The organism is Streptomyces angustmyceticus (assembly GCF_040701845.1).
Lineage (GTDB): Bacteria > Actinomycetota > Actinomycetes > Streptomycetales > Streptomycetaceae > Streptomyces > Streptomyces angustmyceticus_A.
Window position 1 is genome coordinate 117,190 of the sequence record NZ_JBFBHQ010000017.1, and the last position, 19,732, is coordinate 136,921.

Sequence of the window (19,732 nt, forward strand, 5' to 3'; positions counted from 1 at the left end):
CCGCATCGCGGAGGCGGCAGGGACCGGTCCGCCGTCTTCGCTCCGGTCCGGTATCGCACCGCAACGCAATCGAGATACGCGCGGGAGGACCGCGGGTCGGATGGTGGGGTGACCGGCCCCCTCAGGGGCGGCGGAGTCCGGCTCCTGCGGCTGCCCGCCGGCGGGCCCGTGGCCGTCGGGCGCCGGCTACGGCTGGGCCTCGCGGCGCCACAGGCCCGTCCACAGGAAGGGTTCGCCGAAGCGCGGGGACGCCGGCTCCTCGTCGCGCATGCGGCGCAGCTCCACCTCCGACAGGTCGGAGAAGATCCAGCGCAGGGAGTCCGAGGTGTAGGCGAGACCGCCGTGCAGGCCGGACTGGCGGTAGAAGTCGCTGTCGCCGAGTTCGGAGCCCATCGCGCCCGCCGCGAAACAGGTGAGGGCGAAATGACCGCCGGGTGCCAGGGCCCGGTCGAGGAGGGCGAGGTAGCTGATGCGGCGGTGGGGCGGCAGATGGTGGAAGCAGCCGGAGTCGTAGATCAGGTCGTAGGGGCCGTGGAGTGCGGTGTCCGCGAGGGCGAACGCGTCGCCGCGGAGGAATCGGACGTCGGCGCCCGCCTCGCGGGCACGGTCCTCCGCCCAGGCGAGAGCGGCCGGGGAGAGGTCCACCGCATCCACCGTGCAGCCCGCGGCGGCGAGGTGGAGTGCGTTGCGGCCCGGGCCGCATCCGAGGTCGAGGGCGCGTTCGGGGGTGACCAGGCCGCGTTCGAGGTACGAGACCAGGTTCTCGTCGGGCTTCGCGGCGAAGAACGGCACCGGCCGGGTGCGGTCCGCGTAGAAGTCGTCCCACCACGGGGCTCCCCCGGCCGTCCAGCGGTCGGCCTCCGGCGCGAACAGACCGTCCAGGAGCCGGAGTACGTCCTCCACGCCGCGGATGTTCCGTTCCATCCCCCGCCCCCTGTCCGCTCCGCCGTCCCCTTCCGGTGATCGTAGGCCGGGCGGACACCGGAGCCCGGACGGGGAGAGAGGGCCGGATGCGGTGACGGACCGGGTGAGCGGCTCGGGCGGGGACGGGCGGGGCGCCCCGCTCACGGCCGGGGCGGGGCGCCGCCCGTGCCCCCGGCGAGGGGCCGCACGGGGGCGATTTCCGCCGCGCCGGGCCAGGTTTTCCAGCGTGTTGTGCCGGACAGCTCCGAGAAGCCCCGTCCGGGGCTCGGCCAGGGGCTGTCCGGCTCTTCGTCCGCCGGGCGGTGCCTACTGCGGGGCCCCTCGCCACCCCGCCACCGGCAGGGCGAACTTGGCGACCAGACGATCCGTGAAGGAGGCATGATGCAGACGGGCCAGGCGCACGGGCACGGCGCCGCGGCGGACCTCGACGCGGGCGCCGGCCGGGAGTTCGATGCTGCGGCGGCCGTCGCACCACAGCACGCCGTGCGGGGTCTTGGGCTGCACCTCCACCGCCAGGACGGAGCGCGGCGAGGTGACCAGCGGCTTGGCGAACAGGGCGTGCGCACTGATCGGGACCATCAGCAGGGCCTCGACCTCGGGCCAGACCACCGGGCCGCCGGCCGAGAAGGCGTACGCGGTGGAGCCGGTCGGCGTCGCACAGACCACCCCGTCGCCGCCGAAGCGCGAGACGGGCCGGCCGTCGACCTCGGTGACGACCTCCAGCATCCGTTCCCGGGCGGCCTTCTCCACCGACGCCTCGTTCAGCGCCCAATCGGTGTAGACGACACTGCCGTTGTTGCGGACGAGGACATCGAGCGTCATCCGCTCCTCGACCTCGTAGGCGCGGGTGACGACCCGGTCGACGACCTTGTCGAGGTCGTCGCGTTCGGCCTCCGCGAGGAAGCCGACCCGGCCGAGGTTGACGCCGAGCATCGGGACGCCGGACGTCCTGGCGAAGTCCGCGCCGCGCAGCAGCGTGCCGTCCCCGCCCAGGACCACCAGCAGTTCGCAGCCCTCGGCCGCGCACGGCTCCGTCTTGACGCGCTCGACGGACGGCGGCAGCGGCAGATCCGCGGCCTCCTCCGCCAGCACCCGTACGCCGATGCCGCAGCGCAGCAGCCCCTGGACGACGAGTTCGGCACTGCGGATGGCCGCGGGGCGGCCGGTGTGGGCGAGCAGGAAAACCGTCCGCGCGGCTCCGGTGTTCCCGTGTGCTGCGCTGCCTTCAACTGCCTGGGTAGTGGTCAACGAGGCCCCTCCGCCACTGCACGGTCGACGTCCGCCGGGTCGAGTGCAGGCGCCCCGGCGCGGAGCCACAGAAAGTACTCGACATTTCCCGAGGGCCCCGGCAGCGGGCTCGCAGTTACGCCAAGTACGCCAAATTCCAGCTCGGCCGCCCGGCTCGCGACGGCGCGCACCGCCTCGGCCCGCAGCTCCGCGCTGCGCACCACGCCGCCGCTGCCCAGCCGCTCCTTGCCGACCTCGAACTGCGGCTTGACCATCAGCACCAGGTCCGCGTCGGGCGCCGCGCACCGCGCCAGCGCGGGCAGGACGAGGCCCAGCGGAATGAACGAGAGGTCGCCGACGACGAGGTCGACGGGCTGCGAGTCGATCTGTTCGAGGGTCAGCTCGCGCACGTTGGTGCGGTCCTTCACCGTGACCCGCTCATCGCTCTGCAGCGACCAGGCGAGCTGTCCGTATCCGACGTCGACGGCGACGACATGACCGGCGCCGGCCCGCAGCAGGACATCGGTGAAGCCACCGGTCGAGGCGCCCGCGTCCAGCGCCCGCCGCCCTTCGATCTTCAGGCCGAGCGGCACGAAGGCGGCGAGGGCGCCGGCGAGCTTGTGCCCGCCGCGCGAGACGTAGTCGGGGTCGCTCTCGTCCTCGCGGACGACCACGGCCGCGCTGGTCTCCACCTGGGTGGCGGGCTTGGTCGCGGTCGCACCGCCGACCGTCACCCGGCCCGCGGCGATCAGCTGGCTCGCGTGCTCGCGGGAACGGGCCAGCTTGCGGCGCACCAGCTCCGCGTCGAGTCGGCGTCGTGCCACTCCTGCCACCTGTGGTTCAGCTCCTGTTGTCGTGCGGCGTCGGGAAAGTCGAGGAAGGTGCGGGCGGCCCGGGGTGCTGGTCGAGACCGGCCAGCACATCGCGCAGCCCACGGTGCACATCCTCGTACACCTGCAGGTGTCCGCTCGCCGGGAGGTGGTCGGCATCGGCGAGACGGCGCAGCGCGGAGTCGACCGCGGCCTCTCCGGTCGGTGTCGTCCCCACCCCGATCGGCTGCGGCCCGGCCGGTCCCGCCGGTTCGGTACGTTGCCCGGACGGCTCGGGCTCCCCGGGCGGGGGTTCCTCCGGCGCGGGCTCGCCCGGCCGCACGGTGTCCCCCGCGGACTCGTCCGTCCGCACGGGCTCCACTGCCACGGGCTCCCCCGGCCTCACGGGCTCCGCCGGCACCGGGTGCCCGGGCCGCGCGGGGTCCCCTGGTGCGGTTCCCGCGGGTGCCTCCGGCTCCGGGCCGGACGTCGGCTCTTCCATGCCCCCGACGCTACCTTGGCGAAGGCTGACAAGGAGGAACGAGGCGTCCCCGACCTGGCGTATCGTCGATCACGATGGCAACCCTCGACCAGTGCCGCGCCGCGCTCGACCGGCTGGCCCAGAACCTGTCCTCGGCGGACGGCAGCGTCCGCAGCGCGGCGGCGCTCGACCGCTCGCTCAGCTGCCGCATCACGGACCTCGATGTGACCTTCCTCGGGCGGCTGTCCGACGGCTCCATCCAGGAGGTGACCAGCGTCCCCGGCCCGCCTCCGCACAAGGCCGAGATCCGCCTGTCCATGGCGGGCGACGATCTCGTCGCGCTGGTGGACGGCACGCTGAATTTCGCCAAGGCCTGGGGCAGCGGTCGCGTCAAGCTGGAGGCCGGCCTGCGCGACCTGCTGCGCCTCAGGACGCTGCTGTAGGCACCGTCTCGCCCTTCTTCTCCTGCGCGGCCGCGTCGTCGTCGGGCTCGATCCCCTCGCTCGCGTTCCCGTCGCCGGTCTGCTTCCCCTCCGCCGCTTCGCCGTCGGCCCGCCCCGCTTCCGAGCCGGCGTGACGGCGCTTGCGTGCGGCCGGGATGACCAGCGGGGTGCCGGTCTCCGGGTCCTCGATGATCTGGCAGCTGAGCCCGAAGACCCGTTCCACCAGCTCCGCGGTGACGATGTCGGCCGGCGCGCCCTCGGCGAGGACCGCACCGTCCTTCATGGCGATCAGATGGGTCGCGTAACGGGCCGCGTGGTTGAGGTCGTGCAGCACGGCGACCAGCGTCCGCCCCTGCTCCTCGTGCAGTTCGGCGCAGAGGTCCAGCACCTCGATCTGGTGCTGGATGTCCAGATAGGTGGTCGGCTCGTCGAGCAGGAACAGCGGCGTCTGCTGGGCGAGCGCCATCGCGATCCACACCCGCTGGCGCTGCCCGCCGGACAGCTCGTCGACATGGCGTTCGGCGAGCTCGCCGACGCCGGTGGCCGCCATCGACTCCTGGACGATCCGCTCGTCGTCGGCCGACCACTGCCGCAGCAGCCCCTGGTGCGGATAGCGGCCGCGCGCCACCAGGTCCGCGACGGTGATCCCGTCCGGGGCGATCGAGGACTGCGGCAGCAGCCCGAGCGTCCTGGCGACCTTCTTGGCCGGCAGGGAGGAGATCGCGGAGCCGTCCAGCAGCACCGAACCGGTGGCCGGCTTGAGCATCCGCGAGAGTGCGCGCAGCAGCGTGGACTTACCGCAGGCGTTGGGGCCGACGATGACCGTGAAGGAGCGGTCGGGGATGGCCACCGAGAGGTTCTCGGCGATGACCCGCTGGTCGTAGGCGAGGGTGACGTTCTCAGCCGTGAGACGGCTCACTTCGGAACTCCTGGGGTTGTCGTGTTCTGTGCTGTTGGCCCGGCCTGTCGCGGCCGCCCGGCTCTTCGGCGCTGCCCGTACCCGGCTCGCCGCGGCCGCCCGGCTCTCCGCCGTCGCCCCCGCCCGCTCATACCCGTCCCGCCTTCCGCTCCGTGGCCAGCAGCCACAGCAGGTAGCCGCCGCCGAGCACGCCGGTGAGCACGCCGACCGGCAGCTGGTCGGCGCCGAAGAGCCGCTGGGCGGCCCAGTCCGCGGTGACCAGCAGTGCCGCGCCCATGAGGGCGGACAGCAGCAGGTTGGGGCCTGGCAGGGGGGCGCCCCGCCCCGCGCCCTTGAGGAAGCGCGGCAGGGACATCCGGCGGGCCAACTGGGGCGCGGTGAGCGCCACGAAGGAGATCGGCCCGGCGGCCGCCGTGGCCGCGGCGACGAGCACGACCGCCACCAGCAGGACGACGATGCGGACCCGCTCGACGCGTACGCCCAGCGCGCTCGCCGCGTCGTCCCCCATCTCCAGCATGCGCAGCGGGCGCCCGTAGAACAGCAGCAGCGGGACGAGGACGGCGCAGACCGCGGCCAGCGGCCCGAACTGGTCCCAGTCACGGCCGTTGAGGGATCCGGTCATCCACGTGGTGGCGCGGGTCGCCTCGACGATGTTCGCCTTCGTCAGGAGGTAGAGCACCATCGCGTACAGCATGGCGCCGGCGCCGATGCCGACGAGCACGAAGCGGTAGCCGTGGATGCCGCGCTTCCAGGCGAGGAGGAAGATCGCGGCGCCGGTGAGCACGCCGCCGGCGACGGCTCCGGCGGCGACCGCGAGGGTCCCGGCCTGGAAGTAGACGATGGCGACCAGTGCGCCGACGGACGAGCCCTGCGCGAACCCGAGGACGTCGGGACTGCCCAGCGGATTGCGCGAGACGGTCTGGAAGACCGCCCCGGAGATCCCGAACGCCGCGCCGACCAGCAGCCCCACCAGCACCCGCGGCAGCCGCAGGTCCTGCACGATGAACTCCTGGCCAGGGTCCCCGCCGCCGGCCAGGGTGGCGATCACTTCGGACGGGGTCATGGGGTAGTCGCCGGAGCCGATCAGTGCGACACCGGCGGCCAGCGCGACGGCCAGCAGCACCAACCCGGCCACCACGGCGGGCACGTCGAGCCGTACCGAGCGCCCGCCCGGGGCCCGCACCACGGTGACCCGCCGGCCCGCCCCGGTCCGCGGGCCGCGCCCGGCCCCGGCCGCCCCCGCCTTTTCCTCGATGCCCTTGCCCTTGCCGGGCTTCACGGTCGCGCTCACAGCTGGGCCATCCTCCGACGCCGTACGAGATAGATGAAGACCGGGCCGCCGACGACGGCCGTGACGATGCCGACCTGCAGCTCACCGGGCCGGGCGACCACCCTGCCCAGGATGTCGGCGCCGAGCAGCAGGACCGGCGAGAGCACCGCGGAGTACGGCAGGATCCAGCGCATGTCGGGCCCGGTGATGGCCCGTACGGCATGCGGAACCATCAGGCCCACGTACACGATCGGGCCGCAGGCGGCGGTCGCCCCGCCGCACAGCAGGGTGACCGCGACCATCGCCAGCACCCGGGTGCGGGTCAGCCGGGCACCCAGCGCCCGCGCCTGGTCGTCGCCGAGCGCGAGGGCGTTCAGCGGCCGGGCGATCAGCAGCGCGAGGACGCCACCCACCGCCAGGAACGGCGCGATCCCGGTGACCGTCGGCAGGGTGGCCGTGGCCAGCGAACCCACGGTCCAAAAGCGCATCTTGTCGAGGGTGGCGGTGTCCAGCAGGTTCACGGCGTTGATGTAGCCGACCAGGACGGCGGTCAGCGCGGTGCCGGCGAGGGCGAGCCGTACGGGCGTGGCGCCGCGCGTGCCGCCGAGGACGTACACCGCCACGGAGACCACCGCGGCGCCGGCGAACGCGAACCACACATAGCCGGTCAGCGAGGTGACGCCGAGGAAGCTGATGGCGGAGACGACCGCGGCCGAGGCACCGGCGTTGATGCCGAGAACTCCCGGGTCCGCCAGGGGGTTCCGGGTGAGCGCCTGCATGACGGTGCCGGCCAGGCCGAGCGCGGCACCGACGATCAGGCCCAGCAGGGTGCGCGGGAAGCGGACGTCGCGGATGACCACGTCGGTGTCGGATCCGGAGTAGTGGAACACCCCGTGCCACACCTGGTCGAGGGGGATCTGTTTCGCGCCGACGGCGATGCCCAGGACGGCGATGACCGCGAGGACGGCAACGGCGGCCACCAGCCCCACGGAGCGCAGGAGATGGCGCCGCCGCGGGTGCACGGGGGCCGGGGCCGTTGTTGCTTCGGGGGGACTGTCAACCAACACGAAGGTTAGGTTAGCCTACCCTCACACTTTCTTCCTCGGCCCCTCCCAGAGAGAAGCACCGCCATCATGAGCACCTCCCGTAGCCTCACCCCGTCCCGCCGCGGCATCCTGGCCGCGGGTGGTGCCCTCGGCATCGGCGCCCTGCTCGCCGCGTGCGGCGGGGAGAAGGACCCGGGAGGCGCCAACAGCGATGCCAAGACGGGCCCGTGGTCGTTCACCGACGACCGAAAGCACAAGGTCGCCCTCAAGAACACCCCGCAGCGCATCGTCGCCTTCACCGGCACCGCCGCGGCACTGCACGACTTCGGGATCGACGACCGGATCGTCGGCGTCTTCGGCCCCACCAAGCTCAAGAACGGCAAGCCCGACCCGCAGGCCGGCGACCTGGACGTCGACAAGGTCACCATCATCGGCAACGCCTACAACCAGTTCAACGTCGAGAAGTACGCGGCGCTGCGGCCCGACCTGCTGGTCACCAACATGTACGAGCCGGGCGCGCTGTGGTTCGTGCCGGACGACAGCAAGGACAAGATCGCCAAGCTGGCCGAGTCCGTCGCCCTCACCTCCTCCCGCACCCCGCTCATCAAGATCATCGAGCGCTACGCCGAGCTGGCCGAGTCGCTCGGCGCCGACCTGAAGGCCAAGAAGGTCACCGACGCCAAGGCCCGCTTCGAGAAGGCCTCCGCGGCGCTGCGCGAGGCCGCCAAGGCCCACCCGGTCAAGGTGCTCGCCTGCTCCGGCAGCCCCGACCTCTTCTACGCCTCCAACCCCGGCATCAACGCCGACCTCATGTACTACAAGTCCCTCGGCGTCGACCTGATCGTTCCCGACCACCTGGACAAGGGCGGCTACTTCGAGAGCCTGAGCTGGGAGAACGCCGACAAGTACCGGGCCGATGTCCTCCTGCTGGACAACCGGACCGCCACCCTCCAGCCCAAGGAGCTGGCCGCCAAGCCCTCCTGGGCCAAGCTGCCCGCCGTCAAGGCCGGCCAGATCACCCCCTGGTCGAGCGAGCCGCGCTTCTCCTACGCGGGCGCCGCACCGCTGATCGAGTCGCTCGCCAAGGCGATCGAGGGCGCGAAGAAGGTCAAGTGACGCCCGTCCGTGGCGGCTTCGGCGGCGGGCACCGACCGGTCGTGACACGACCGGTCCGGCCCGCCCCGGCCGGCGGCAGCGCCCCCTGCCGCCGCGCCCCGCCACGGACGCCCGCGCGGCCACCGGCCGCCCCGCCCCGCGGAAGCCACCGCACCCCACCGCCGCACGCCCCCAGCATCCTCCCGGGAGGTTCCCCCGCATGACCACGACCGCCGCCCCCGCCACCGCACCGTTCCGCTTCTTCGATGTGCACGTCGTCCGGTCCCAACGGATGAGCCCGTCCGTCGTGCGGATCACCTTCGGCGGCGAGCGGCTCGCCGACCTGACCTCCGGCGGTCGTGACCAGCGCTTCAAGCTCTTCCTCCCGCAACCCCACCAGGACCGGCCGGTCTTCCACGACACCGGCGACGGCTGGTACACCGCCTGGCGGGCGCAGGACCCGGCCGAGCGGGCGGTGATGCGCTCGTACACGATCCGCGAACAGCGCCACGAACCCGCCGAGTTCGACGTCGACTTCGCGCTGCACGGCGCCGGTCCCGACGCCGCCGCCACGGCGGGCGGCCCCGCCTCCCGCTGGGCCGCCTTCGCCCGGCCCGGCGACCGGCTGACCGTCCTCGCCCCGGCCGTCGAGGACAACGGCGGCGTCGACTTCCGCCCGCCGGCCGGCACCGACTGGATCCTGCTCACCGGCGACGAGACGGCGCTGCCCGCGATCGCCGGCATCCTGTCGTGGCTCTCCCCCGGCACCCGGGCCGAGGTCTGGATCGAGATCGCGCACGAGGACGACCGGCAGCCCCTGCCGACCTTCGCCGACGCCGGCATCCGCTGGCTCGTCCGGGACGAGGCCACCGCCGCGGCCGGCGAGCCGGTGCTCGACGCGCTGCGCGCCGCCGAACTGCCCGAGGGCACGCCGTACGCCTGGGTCGCGGGCGAGGCGGGGACCGTCAAGGCGGTGCGCAGGCACCTGGTCCGCGAGCGCGGCATCGACCGCAGGGCCGTGAAGTTCACCGGCTACTGGCGCCGGGGCGCCAGCGAGGAGGACCTGCTCGCGGAGCTGACCGCCGCCGCGACGGCCGCCGACGCGGGCTGAGCCGGGCACCGGCGGCCCGGCCCGGCATCATGGCCCGGCCTCAGGCACCCCGCACCGGCGGCCCGGCACCCCCCGCACCGGGCCGCCCCGCGGCCGTGCCCCTGCGCCGCCTCACCCCGCAGGCCGCGGCCCCGGCCCCCGTCCGCCTCTCAGACCCCGATCCGCTCCAGCGCCTTCCCCGCGTCCGCCCCGCAACTGCCGTCCCCGGCAGCGGTCCAGGCGGCCGCGCACAGCGCCCGCAGCCCGTCCAGCGGCGTCCCCTCGCCGGTCACGGCCAGCGCGTCGCCGGCCGCCTCGGCCCGCCAGCCGCCGCACCGGAAGCCGCCGTCGTCCCCGGTCACCTCCGGCTGCGGTGCCAGCAGTCCGCGCAGGTCCGCGGCCACGTACGCGGGACGGTGCCGCGGCGGGGCGGCCAGCAGCTCCGCCGGGGTGGTGACGCCGGTGAGCACCAGCAGCGAGTCGACCTCGCCGTTGTAGGCACCCTCGATGTCGGTGTCGAGCCGGTCGCCGATCACCAGCGGCCGCCGGGCACCGGTGCGCAGCACCGTCTCCCGGTGCATCGGCGGCTGCGGCTTGCCCGCCACCTGCGGCGATCCGCCCGCGGCGAGGCGGACCACCTCCACCAACGCCCCGTTGCCGGGGGCGATCCCCCGCTCCTTGGGGATCGTCAGATCGGTGTTGGACGCGAACCACGGCACCCCGCGCTGCACCGCGTACGCGGCCTCGGCCAGCCGCTCCCAGTCGAGCGCGGGATCGAAGCCCTGCACCACGGCGGCCGGGTCGTCGTCCGCGGAGCCGACGGGTTCGAGCCCGCGCTCACGCAGCGCCACCCACAGCCCCTCGCCCCCGACGGCCAGCACCCGCGCGCCCGCCGGCACCTGCTCGGAGATCAGCCGGGCCACCGCCTGCGCCGAGGTGATCACATCGTCCGGACCGGTCGGCAGCCCGAAACCGGACAACTGGTCGGCAACGGCCTGCGGGGTGCGGGCGGCGTTGTTGGTCACATAGGCGAGGTGCATCCCGCCGTCCCGCGCACGGGTGAGCGACTCCACGGCATGGGCGAGGGCCTGCCCGCCGGCGTAGACGACCCCGTCCAGATCCAGCAGCGCCGTGTCGTACGCCTCGTTCAGCGGGCGCGGGCACCCGTCGGGCCGCCTGCGAACCTGCTCGTTCATGCCGTCTCGCTCCTCGCTCCCACACCTCGCACGAAGGGGTCCGCCGCGCGCCGGGCGCGCGCTCGCCGCGCCGACCGGTACACCGCTTCTCCGCCTCGTGCATCCCGATATTTCCAGCCACCCACGGGCCGTCCCCCGATCTTCCCTCATCGGTCCGGCGGCATAGCATTCTTCAATGACCAGTACCGACGGCCTCCGCCTCCTCCCGTTCCGCGGGCTGCGTTACGACCGCGAGCGGGTCAGCAGCCTGACCGCTGTGACGTCCCCGCCGTACGACGTGGTGGTGCGGCCGGACGGCGTACGCCATCTGGAGACCGCCGACCCGTACAACATCGTCCGGCTGATCCTGCCGCACGCCGCGGACCCCACCACCCGCCACCGCCAGGCCGCCGACACCCTGCGCCGCTGGCGGTCCGAGGGCGTGCTGCGGCAGGACGCCGAGCCCGCGCTGTACGTCTACGAGCAGCGCTCCGGCACCGTGTTGCAGCGCGGGCTGATCGGGGCGCTGGGACTGGACGGGCCGGTGCTGCCGCACGAGGGCGTCATCCCCGAGGTGGTCGAGGACCGGGCGGCCCTGATGCGCGCGGCGGCCGCCAACTTCGAGCCGCTGTTGCTCTCCTACCGCAGCCAGGGCACCGCGACCGGCGCCGCCGCCGTCATCGAGCGCACGGTGGAGGGCGAGCCGCTGCTGGCCACCACCACCGAGGACGGCTTCGCACACCGCCTGTGGGCGGTCACCGACCCGGCCGATCTCGCCGCCGTCGACGAGGACCTCGCCGGCCGGCAGGCACTGATCGCCGACGGCCACCACCGCTGGGCGACCTACCAGCGGCTGTACGAGCAGCAGCCCGGCGCCACCGCCGCCTCGCCCTGGGCCTTCGGCCTGGTGCTGCTGGTGGACACCGCCCGCTATCCGCTGCAGGTCCGCGCGATCCACCGGGTGCTGCCGCATCTGCCGCCCGCCAAGGCGCTCGCGGATCTCGCCGGCGCGTTCCGGGCCCGCACCCTGCCGGGCGAGCTGTCCGCCGCCCTGGAGACCCTGGAGGAGACGCCCGGTACCGCCTTCGTGCTCGCCGGCGGACCGGACTCCTTCCACCTCCTGGACCGCCCCGACCCCGCGCTGCTGGACCGTACGATCCGCCGCGACCGGCCCGAGGCCTGGCGGCGGCTGGACGCCACGGTGCTGCACTCCGTCCTGCTGGACGAGGTCTGGCACATCCCCGACCACCCGTCGGACATCGGATATCTGCATCACACCGGTGCCGCCGTCGAACAGGCCGCCCGGCACGGCGGCACCGCGGTCCTGATGCGCGCCACCTCGGAGGAGACGGTCCGTCAACTCGCGGAGCACGGCGTGACGATGCCGCGGAAGTCCACGTCCTTCGGGCCCAAGCCCGCCACCGGTCTGGTCCTGCGGACCCTGGACGACCACCACAACTGAACCCCCGGGCGGCCGCTCCGCGGCACCCCGCACCCCACCCGAGGCGTAATTAGGTTAGCCTTACCTAACCACGCCGCACGGGTGGGTCTCCCTGCCCCTGCGCGCATCTCAGCATGCGCTGGACGTGGTCAAGTCCGCACCAGGGAGGACACCTTCATGGATCTCCTCGCGCGCCCCGCCGAGGACCCGGCCGACAGCCGGACGTACCTGCTCAACGAGAAGACCGCCCAGGACTACCGCACCGCGGTCTCCGAGAGCGTCGCCCGGATCGGCGCCAAAATCGCCGGCACCGACCGCCCCTTCACCGGCATCACCGTCGACGGCCTCGCCCCCGCCGTCTCCGGCATCGACCTCGACGTACCGCTGCACGACGCGGCCGCCGCGCTCGACGAACTCGAAGAGGTCTACCTCCGCGACGCCGTCTACTTCCACCACCCGCGCTACCTCGCACACCTCAACTGCCCCGTGGTGATCCCCGCCCTCGTCGGCGAGGCCGTGCTCTCCGCCGTCAACTCCTCCCTGGACACCTGGGACCAGAGCGCCGGCGGCACCCTCATCGAGCGCCGGCTCATCGACTGGACGGCCGAGCGCATCGGCCTGGGAGAAGCGGCCGACGGGATCTTCACCAGCGGCGGCAGCCAGTCCAACCTCCAGGCCCTGATGCTCGCCCGCGACGAGGCCTGCCGCCGCGCCCTGACCGGTGCGGGCGTCGCCTCCCCCGAGCTCGACACCCCTCCGCCGAGCCGCCTCACGGACGTCCTGCCCCGGCTGCGGATCCTCACCTCCGAGTGCAGCCACTTCAGCATCCGCAAGTCCGCCACCCTGCTCGGCATGGGCGCGGAGGCCGTCATCTCCGTCCCCAGCGACGAGAACAAGCGGATGCGCACCGCCGACCTGGCCGACGAACTGGCGCGCTGCCACCGCGACGGGCTGATACCCATGGCGGTCGTCGCCACCGCCGGCACCACCGACTTCGGCTCCATCGACCCGCTCCCCGAGATCGCCGAGCTGTGCGACCGGTACGGCGCCTGGATGCATGTCGACGCCGCCTACGGCTGCGGCCTGCTGGTCTCGCGCCGCCGTGCCCTGCTGACCGGCATCGAACGCGCCGACTCGGTGACCGTCGACTACCACAAGTCCTTCTTCCAGCCGGTCAGTTCCAGCGCCGTGCTGGTCCGCGACCGCGCCACCCTGCGGCACGTCACCTACCACGCGGACTACCTCAACCCGCGCCGCATGGCCGAGCGCCGCATCCCCAACCAGGTCGACAAGTCGATCCAGACCACCCGCCGCTTCGACGCCCTCAAGCTCTGGCTCACCCTGCGCATCATGGGCGCCGGCGCCGTCGGAGAGCTCTTCGACGACGTCATCGACCGCGCCGCCGAGGCCTGGAAACTGCTCCACGACGACCCCCGGTTCTCCGTCGTCGTCGCACCGCAGCTGAGCACCCTGGTCTTCCGCTACGTCCCCACCACCGACCAGGACCCCGAGCTCTGCGACCGGGTCAATCTGCACGCCCGGGACGCCCTGTTCGCCTCCGGTGACGCGATCGTCGCCGGCACCGTCGTCGACGGCCGCCACCACCTCAAGTTCACCCTGCTCAACCCGGAGACCACGCTCGATGACATCGCCGCCGTCCTCGATCTGATCGCCGAGCACGCCGGCGCCTACCTCGCCGAGCAGCCCCGCCCGGCGCTCAGCGCGCGCTGACCCCTCCCCCGCCTCTCCCTCGCAGACCTCCCCCATCGGAGTCCTCGTGTCCGCCCCTTATGACTTCATCGCCATCGGCCTCGGCCCGTTCAACCTGGGCCTGGCCTGTCTGACCGAACCGATCGACGGACTCGACGGCCTGTTCCTGGACGACAAGCCGTCCTTCGACTGGCACCCCGGCATGATGCTGGACAGCAGCCACCTCCAGGTGCCGTTCCTGGCCGACCTGGTCACCCTCGCGGACCCCACCTCGCCCTTCTCGTTCCTGAACTACCTCAAGGAATCGGGGCGGCTGTACCCGTTCTACATCCGCGAGAACTTCTATCCGCTGCGCGCCGAGTTCAACGACTACTGCCGCTGGGCCGCCGGCAAGCTCGACAGCATCCGCTTCGCCCACCGCGTCGCCCTCGTCGAGTACGACAGCGCCGCACAGCTCTACGTCGTCCACGCCGAGCACCTCCCCACCGGCGAGCGCACCACCCACCGCGCCCGCAAGCTCGTCCTGGGCACCGGCACCCCGCCCTACGTCCCCGACGCCTGCCAGGGCCTGGGCGGCGACCTGCTGCACAACGCCGACTACCTGGCGGCCAAGCCCGCCCTCCAGGCCAAGGAGAGCATCACCCTCATCGGCAGCGGCCAGAGCGCCGCCGAGATCTACTTCGACCTCCTCCAGGACATCGACAGCCACGGCTACCACCTGACCTGGGCCACCCGCTCCCCGCGCTTCTTCCCCCTCGAATACACCAAGCTCACGCTGGAGATGACCTCACCGGAGTACGTGGACTACTTCCACGCCCTCCCCCAGGCCACCCGCGACCGGCTCAACGCCTCGCACAAGAACCTCTACAAGGGCATCGACTCCGAGCTGATCAACGACATCTTCGATCTGCTCTACCAGAAGAACCTGGCAGGCCCGGTCCCCACCCGCCTGCTCACCAACACCGCCCTGAACCACGCCGGTTACGACGAGGCCAGCGGCACCTACACCCTCGGCCTGCGCCAGGAGGAGCAGGGCACCGACTTCACCCTCGACACCCAGGGCCTGATCCTCGCCACCGGCTACCGCTACCGCGTACCGGACTTCCTCGCCCCCGTCCACGACCGCATCGCCTGGGACGACGCCGGCCGCTACGACGTCGCACGCAACTACAGCATCGACACCACGGGCCAGGGCATCTACGTGCAGAACGCCGAGCTGCACACCCACGGTTTTGTGACCCCCGACCTCGGCATGGCCGCGTACCGCAACGCCTGCATCATCCGCGAGCTGCTCGGCCGCGAGTACTACCCGGTCGAAAAGGCCATCGCCTTCCAGGAGTTCGCCGCCCCGGCCGGCCCGCACCACCCCATGGAGATCCCCGCATGAGGCCCCCGCTGTTCACCCGTACCGACCCCGCGCTCGGGGAGTTCGCCCTGCGCCCGGTGGACCCGTCCGCCGATGCCGCGCTGCTGCACCGCTGGGTCACCGACCCCAAAGCCGTCTTCTGGCTGATGCAGGACTGCGACCTCCCCGCCGTCGAGAAGGAGTTCGCGCGCATAGCCGCCGACCCCTTCCACGACGCCTTCCTCGGCCTCCACAACGGCACCCCGGCCTTCCTCATGGAGCGCTACGACCCCGCCCACCGCGAACTGGTCGGCGTCCACGCCGCCGAGCCCGGCGACGTCGGCATGCACTTCCTGGCGGCCCCCACCGACACCCCCGTCCGCGGCTTCACCCTCGCCGTGCTCACCACCGTCATGGAGATGCTCTTCGCCGACCCGGACACCCGCCGGGTCGTGGCCGAGCCCGACGCCCGCAACACCGCCGTCCACGCCCTCAACAAAGCCGTCGGCTTCGAGATCCTGCGGACCGTCTCCCTCCCCTCCAAAGACGCCTGCCTCAGCACCTGCACCCGCGACCAGTTCCTGGCCACCCGAGGAGACCACCGATGACCGCCCCCTCCGACGGCACCCCGCACCTCCCCGCCCGCGACGCCGTCGCCCACCTCACCCCCGGCCACTGGGCCCGCGCCAACCGCCTGCTGATCCGCAAGGGCCTGGCCGAGTTCTCCCATGAGCGGCTGCTCGCCCCCCAGCGCCTCCCGCAGGACGGCCACTACGTCGTCCACAGCGACGACGGCGCCACCGCCTACCGCTTCGCCGCCCGCAGACAGGCACTGGACCACTGGCAGGTCGACGCCGACAGCATCACCCGCCACCGCGACGAGCACGAACTCCCCCTGGACGCCCTGGACTTCTTCATCGAACTGCGCGGCGCCCTGGGCCTCGGCGACGAGATCCTGCCGGTCTACCTGGAGGAGATCAGCTCCACCCTCTCCGGCACCGCCTACAAACTCGCCGCCGAACAGCCCACCGCCGCCGAACTCGCCAAGTCCGGCTTCCAGGCCATCGAGACCGGCATGACCGAGGGCCACCCCTGCTTCGTCGCCAACAACGGCCGCCTGGGCTTCGGGGTCCACGAGTACCACGCCTACGCCCCGGAGACCGCGAGCCCCCTGCGGCTCCTCTGGCTCGCCGCCCACCGCGACCACACCACCTTCACCGCCGGCGCCGGCCTCGACTACGACACCCTCGTCCGCGACGAACTCGACGACGCCACCCGCACCCGCTTCGCCGCCACCCTCACCGGCCTCGGCCTCGACCCCGACGACTACTTCTTCTTCCCCACCCACCCCTGGCAGTGGTGGAACAAGCTCTCCGTCACCTTCGCCGCCGAGATAGCCGAACAGCGGCTGGTCTGCCTGGGCCCCGGCGACGACGACCACCTCGCCCAGCAGTCCATCCGCACCTTCTTCAACACCACCGACCCCGCCAAGCACTATGTGAAGACGGCCCTCTCCGTCCTCAACATGGGCTTCATGCGCGGCCTCTCCGCGTCGTACATGAAGGCCACCCCGGCCATCAACGACTGGCTGGCCCGCCTGATCTCCGCGGACGACACCTTCCGGGCCGCCCGCTTCTCGATCATCCGTGAGCGCGCCGCCCTCGGCTACCACCACCGCCAGTACGAGTCCGCCACCACCAAGGACTCCCCGTACCGCAAAATGCTCGCCGCCCTGTGGCGCGAGAGCCCCGTCCCCACCCTCGAACCGGGCCAGCGCCTGGCCACCATGGCCTCCCTCCTCCATGTCGACCGGGACGGCGGTTCATTCGCCGCGGCGCTGATCGAGGAGTCCGGCCTGGAGCCCGCCGTCTGGCTCCGCCGCTACCTGGACGCGTACCTCACCCCCGTCCTGCACGCCTTCTACGCCTACGACCTGGTCTTCATGCCGCACGGCGAGAACGCCATCCTGGTCGTCGAGGACGGCGCCGTGGCCCGGGTCATCTTCAAGGACATCGCCGAAGAGATCGCCGTCATGGACCCGGACGCGGTCCTGCCCCCCGCCGTCGAGCGCATCCGCGCCGACGTCCCCGAGGACAAGAAGCTGCTCTCCGTCTTCACCGACGTCTTCGACTGCTTCTTCCGCTTCCTCAGCGGCACCCTCGCCGACCTCGGCATCCTCGACGAGGACGCCTTCTGGCGCACGGTCGCCGCCTGTGTCCTGGACTACCAGGCGTCCGCTCCCCACCTCGCCGACAAGTTCCGCCAGTACGACCTGTTCACCGACGAGTTCGCCCTCTCCTGCCTCAACCGCCTCCAGCTGCGCAACAACCAGCAGATGGTCGACCTCCAGGACCCCGCGGGTGCCCTCCAGCTCATCGGCACCCTCCGCAACCCCCTCGCCCCGTACGCACCGGCCACCTGATCCGCCCCGCCAACGCAAGAAGGGCGGGACCCTCGCTGGGTCCCGCCCTTCTTCGTGCTCTTCCGCCTCAGCGCAACTGCCGCCTCAGCTCACGACGGCCGGCCGGCTCAGTCCTGCGCCGGCCCCTCGTCGTCCCGCGCGCCCTCGTCCCCGGCCGCGTCCTCGCTCTCGTCGGAGTCCTCCAGCGCGTCGGTGAACTCCACCCCGTCCAGCGCCGCGAGCCGGTCCGAGGCATCCGTCGTGCCGCCCTGGTCGGCCTCCAGCGCCCTGGCGAACCAGTCGCGCGCGTCGTCCTCGCGACCGACCTCCAGCAGCGCATCCGCGTACGCGTACCGCAGCCGCGCCGTCCACGGGTGCACCGCGCTCGACGCGAGCTCCGGGCTCTGCAGCGTCACCACCGCGGCGTCCGCCTGCCCCATGTCCCGCCGGGCGCCGGCCGCGACCAGCCGCATCTCGACCTGCCCGGCCTTGTCGAGCTTGTGCACCTCGGGCTCGCCGGCCATGGCCAGCGCCTTCTCCGGCCGCCCGAGACCGCGCTCGCAGTCCGCCATGACGGGCCACAGCTCCACACTGCCGGTCATCCGCCGCGCCGCCCGGAACTCCGCCAGCGCCTCGCTGTACTTGCCGACCGCGTACGCCGCGAAGCCCGCGGCCTCGCGCACCGCCGCCACCCTGGACGCCAGCCGCAGCGCCACCCGCGAGTACCCGTACGCCTTCTCCGGGTCCTCGTCCAGCAGCTTCGCGACCATCACCAGGTTCTTGGCGACGTCGTCGGCGAGCGTCTTCGGCAGGCTCAGCAGCTCCTGCCGCACGTCCTTGTCGATCTCCTCACCGGTGACGTCCTCCGGAATCGGCAGCCGCTTGATCGGCTCCCGGTCCCCCCGCCGGTCATCGCGCCGGTCGTCCCGACGGTCGTCCCGCCCGCGCCCCGCGCCATACGGCCGGCGCCCGCGCTCATCGTCCCGACGGAACCCACCACGGTCATCCCGCCGCGGCCCCCGGTCATCCCTACGGAACCCACCGCGCTCGCCACCCCGGTCATCCCGCCGGTCGCCCCCACGGAAGCCACCGCGGTCGCCACCGGACGGACGGTCGTCACGCCGGAACCCGCCCCGGTCACCGCCGGAAGGACGGTCGTCACGCCGGAACCCACCACGGTCCCCGCCACGGTCGTCGCGTCGGTCGTCACGACGGAACCCACCGCGCTCGCCGCCACGGTCATCCCGCCGGTCGTCACGACGGTCGTCACGCCGGAATCCGCCGCGGTCGCCGCCCGAGGGTCGGTCGTCACGGCGGAAGCCGCCCCGGTCACCGCCAGACGGGCGGTCGTCACGGCGGAATCCACCGCGGTCACCGCCGGACGGGCGGTCGTCACGGCGGAATCCACCACGGTCACCACCGCGATCGTCACGCCGCTCACCGCCACGGAAGCCACCGCGGTCGCCACCCGACGGACGGTCGTCACGGCGGAATCCACCACGGTCACCACCGGACGGGCGGTCGTCACGGCGGAATCCACCACGGTCACCACCGGACGGGCGGTCGTCACGCCGGAACCCACCACGGTCACCACCGGACGGACGGTCGTCACGACGGAACCCACCACGGTCACCACCGCGATCGTCCCTGCGGAACCCACCGCGCTCGCCGCCACGGTCATCCCGCCGGTCGTCACGCCGGAATCCGCCGCGGTCGCCGCCCGAGGGACGGTCGTCACGGCGGAATCCACCACGGTCACCACCGGACGGACGGTCATCACGACGGAACCCACCACGGTCACCACCCGACGGACGGTCGCCACCACGGAAACCACCGCGCTCGCCGCCGGACGGGCGGTCGTCACGACGGAACCCACCACGGTCACCACCGCGATCGTCACGCCGCTCACCGCCACGGAAGCCACCGCGGTCGCCGCCCGAGGGACGGTCATCGCGACGGAAACCACCGCGGTCCCCGCCCCGGTTGTCACGTCCCGCGTAGCCGCCACCGCCAGCCGGGCGACCGCCGCGGTCGTTGTCCCGACGCGGCCCCCGGTCGTCACGCCGGAAACCACCGCGGTCGCCGTCGTCACGCCGCTGCGGCCGGCGCTCCGAACGATCGTCGGAAGAGTTGGTGGACATCGACGTGACTCCTGTCTTCGGTACTGCATTCATTCTCACGCACCGACGTGTTCGGCGCGCTTCGGCATAAAACAAAAAGGACCCTTGGTCCCAGCGTGAACGCTGGGACCAAGGGTCCTGAAAGATTGTTCGGCGGCGTCCTACTCTCCCACAGGGTCCCCCCTGCAGTACCATCGGCGCTGAAAGGCTTAGCTTCCGGGTTCGGAATGTAACCG

At 72.6% G+C, this 19,732-nt stretch carries 17 protein-coding genes, 1 rRNA gene and 1 pseudogene; 8 read left to right on the plus strand and 11 right to left on the minus strand.

The window, feature by feature from the left end; translation table 11 throughout:
* Window positions 1-186 precede the first annotated feature (186 nt).
* The 4 genes from AB0411_RS27460 to AB0411_RS27475 form a co-directional block, all read right to left on the minus strand.
* Window positions 187-924: a class I SAM-dependent methyltransferase gene (locus tag AB0411_RS27460; RefSeq protein WP_366419953.1), complete on the minus strand. Its 738-nt coding sequence runs from the start codon at window positions 922-924 to the stop codon at window positions 187-189.
* Between the two features lie 306 nt (window positions 925-1,230).
* On the minus strand, window positions 1,231-2,172 hold the full coding sequence (locus tag AB0411_RS27465; protein ID WP_366419954.1) for an NAD kinase: 942 nt from the start codon (window positions 2,170-2,172) through the stop codon (window positions 1,231-1,233).
* Window positions 2,169-2,984, minus strand: a complete 816-nt coding sequence (locus AB0411_RS27470; RefSeq protein WP_366419955.1) for a TlyA family RNA methyltransferase — start codon at window positions 2,982-2,984, stop codon at window positions 2,169-2,171. The genes AB0411_RS27465 and AB0411_RS27470 overlap by 4 nt, the downstream gene beginning before the upstream one ends.
* 7 nt (window positions 2,985-2,991) lie before the next feature.
* Window positions 2,992-3,348, minus strand: a complete 357-nt coding sequence (locus AB0411_RS27475; RefSeq protein ID WP_403151839.1) for a hypothetical protein — start codon at window positions 3,346-3,348, stop codon at window positions 2,992-2,994.
* A gap of 188 nt (window positions 3,349-3,536) precedes the next feature.
* On the opposite strand from AB0411_RS27475, the gene AB0411_RS27480 reads away from it, so the two are divergent.
* Entirely contained in the window at window positions 3,537-3,884 is a 348-nt protein-coding gene (locus AB0411_RS27480) for an SCP2 sterol-binding domain-containing protein (protein WP_366419956.1), read from the plus strand.
* Here the strand turns inward: AB0411_RS27480 and AB0411_RS27485 are convergent.
* From AB0411_RS27485 to AB0411_RS27495, 3 genes are all read right to left on the minus strand, one after another.
* The gene (locus tag AB0411_RS27485; RefSeq protein ID WP_366419957.1) at window positions 3,868-4,803 is read right to left on the minus strand and encodes an ABC transporter ATP-binding protein; all 936 of its coding nucleotides are present in this window, start codon (window positions 4,801-4,803) and stop codon (window positions 3,868-3,870) included. The two genes, AB0411_RS27480 and AB0411_RS27485, sit on opposite strands and share 17 nt — an antisense overlap.
* Before the next feature lie 127 nt (window positions 4,804-4,930).
* Window positions 4,931-6,094, minus strand: coding sequence for a FecCD family ABC transporter permease (locus AB0411_RS27490; RefSeq protein WP_437043557.1), 1,164 nt, complete (start codon window positions 6,092-6,094; stop codon window positions 4,931-4,933).
* A complete protein-coding gene (locus AB0411_RS27495) occupies window positions 6,091-7,140 on the minus strand; it encodes a FecCD family ABC transporter permease (protein ID WP_366419958.1) in 1,050 nt (349 codons plus the stop codon). Before AB0411_RS27495 ends, AB0411_RS27490 begins: the two co-directional genes overlap by 4 nt.
* Window positions 7,141-7,206: 66 nt before the next feature.
* Between AB0411_RS27495 and AB0411_RS27500 the strand changes: the two genes are divergently transcribed.
* A complete protein-coding gene (locus AB0411_RS27500) occupies window positions 7,207-8,235 on the plus strand; it encodes an ABC transporter substrate-binding protein (RefSeq protein WP_366419959.1) in 1,029 nt (342 codons plus the stop codon).
* Between the two features lie 199 nt (window positions 8,236-8,434).
* Complete coding sequence (locus tag AB0411_RS27505; protein WP_366419960.1) at window positions 8,435-9,325, plus strand: siderophore-interacting protein; 891 nt, start codon at window positions 8,435-8,437, stop codon at window positions 9,323-9,325.
* A gap of 149 nt (window positions 9,326-9,474) precedes the next feature.
* On the opposite strand, the gene AB0411_RS27510 is transcribed toward AB0411_RS27505, so the two are convergent.
* Window positions 9,475-10,500 carry an HAD-IIA family hydrolase gene (locus tag AB0411_RS27510; RefSeq protein WP_366419961.1) on the minus strand — a complete coding sequence of 342 codons (1,026 nt, stop codon included), beginning with the start codon at window positions 10,498-10,500 and terminating at the stop codon, window positions 9,475-9,477.
* 175 nt (window positions 10,501-10,675) lie between these two features.
* Here AB0411_RS27510 and AB0411_RS27515 point away from each other — a divergent pair, with 175 nt between their 5' ends.
* The 5 genes from AB0411_RS27515 (at window position 10,676) to AB0411_RS27535 (ending at window position 17,397) form a co-directional block, all read left to right on the plus strand.
* On the plus strand, window positions 10,676-11,941 hold the full coding sequence (locus AB0411_RS27515) for a DUF1015 domain-containing protein (RefSeq protein ID WP_366419962.1): 1,266 nt from the start codon (window positions 10,676-10,678) through the stop codon (window positions 11,939-11,941).
* 156 nt (window positions 11,942-12,097) lie between these two features.
* Window positions 12,098-13,651 carry a pyridoxal phosphate-dependent decarboxylase family protein gene (locus tag AB0411_RS27520; protein WP_366419963.1) on the plus strand — a complete coding sequence of 518 codons (1,554 nt, stop codon included), beginning with the start codon at window positions 12,098-12,100 and terminating at the stop codon, window positions 13,649-13,651.
* Window positions 13,652-13,697: 46 nt separating this feature from the next.
* Complete coding sequence (locus tag AB0411_RS27525) at window positions 13,698-15,017, plus strand: lysine N(6)-hydroxylase/L-ornithine N(5)-oxygenase family protein (RefSeq protein ID WP_366419964.1); 1,320 nt, start codon at window positions 13,698-13,700, stop codon at window positions 15,015-15,017.
* A complete protein-coding gene (locus AB0411_RS27530; RefSeq protein WP_366419965.1) occupies window positions 15,014-15,583 on the plus strand; it encodes a GNAT family N-acetyltransferase in 570 nt (189 codons plus the stop codon). The genes AB0411_RS27525 and AB0411_RS27530 overlap by 4 nt, the downstream gene beginning before the upstream one ends.
* Complete coding sequence (locus AB0411_RS27535; protein ID WP_366419966.1) at window positions 15,580-17,397, plus strand: IucA/IucC family protein; 1,818 nt, start codon at window positions 15,580-15,582, stop codon at window positions 17,395-17,397. The genes AB0411_RS27530 and AB0411_RS27535 overlap by 4 nt, the downstream gene beginning before the upstream one ends.
* A 107-nt stretch (window positions 17,398-17,504) precedes the next feature.
* Here the strand turns inward: AB0411_RS27535 and AB0411_RS27540 are convergent, their stop codons facing one another.
* The 3 genes and pseudogenes from AB0411_RS27540 to rrf all read right to left on the minus strand — a co-directional run.
* Window positions 17,505-18,254 (minus strand): hypothetical protein, encoded by a 750-nt coding sequence (locus tag AB0411_RS27540; protein ID WP_366419975.1) that lies wholly within the window; start codon window positions 18,252-18,254, stop codon window positions 17,505-17,507.
* 444 nt (window positions 18,255-18,698) lie between these two features.
* Window positions 18,699-19,457 (minus strand): annotated as a pseudogene (locus tag AB0411_RS27545) (tetratricopeptide repeat protein); the annotation flags it as partial.
* 187 nt (window positions 19,458-19,644) lie between these two features.
* A 5S ribosomal RNA gene (rrf, locus tag AB0411_RS27550) occupies window positions 19,645-19,732 on the minus strand; the annotation flags it as partial.

Coding starts and splice junctions, on each gene's coding strand:
- AB0411_RS27480 (WP_366419956.1), top strand. CDS start 3,537: ATGGCAACCCTCGACCAGTGCCGCGCCGCGCTCGACCGGCTGGCCCAG.
- AB0411_RS27460 (WP_366419953.1), bottom strand. CDS start 924: ATGGAACGGAACATCCGCGGCGTGGAGGACGTACTCCGGCTCCTGGAC.
- AB0411_RS27530 (WP_366419965.1), top strand. CDS start 15,014: ATGAGGCCCCCGCTGTTCACCCGTACCGACCCCGCGCTCGGGGAGTTC.
- AB0411_RS27535 (WP_366419966.1), top strand. CDS start 15,580: ATGACCGCCCCCTCCGACGGCACCCCGCACCTCCCCGCCCGCGACGCC.
- AB0411_RS27510 (WP_366419961.1), bottom strand. CDS start 10,500: ATGAACGAGCAGGTTCGCAGGCGGCCCGACGGGTGCCCGCGCCCGCTG.
- AB0411_RS27515 (WP_366419962.1), top strand. CDS start 10,676: ATGACCAGTACCGACGGCCTCCGCCTCCTCCCGTTCCGCGGGCTGCGT.
- AB0411_RS27505 (WP_366419960.1), top strand. CDS start 8,435: ATGACCACGACCGCCGCCCCCGCCACCGCACCGTTCCGCTTCTTCGAT.
- AB0411_RS27500 (WP_366419959.1), top strand. CDS start 7,207: ATGAGCACCTCCCGTAGCCTCACCCCGTCCCGCCGCGGCATCCTGGCC.
- AB0411_RS27520 (WP_366419963.1), top strand. CDS start 12,098: ATGGATCTCCTCGCGCGCCCCGCCGAGGACCCGGCCGACAGCCGGACG.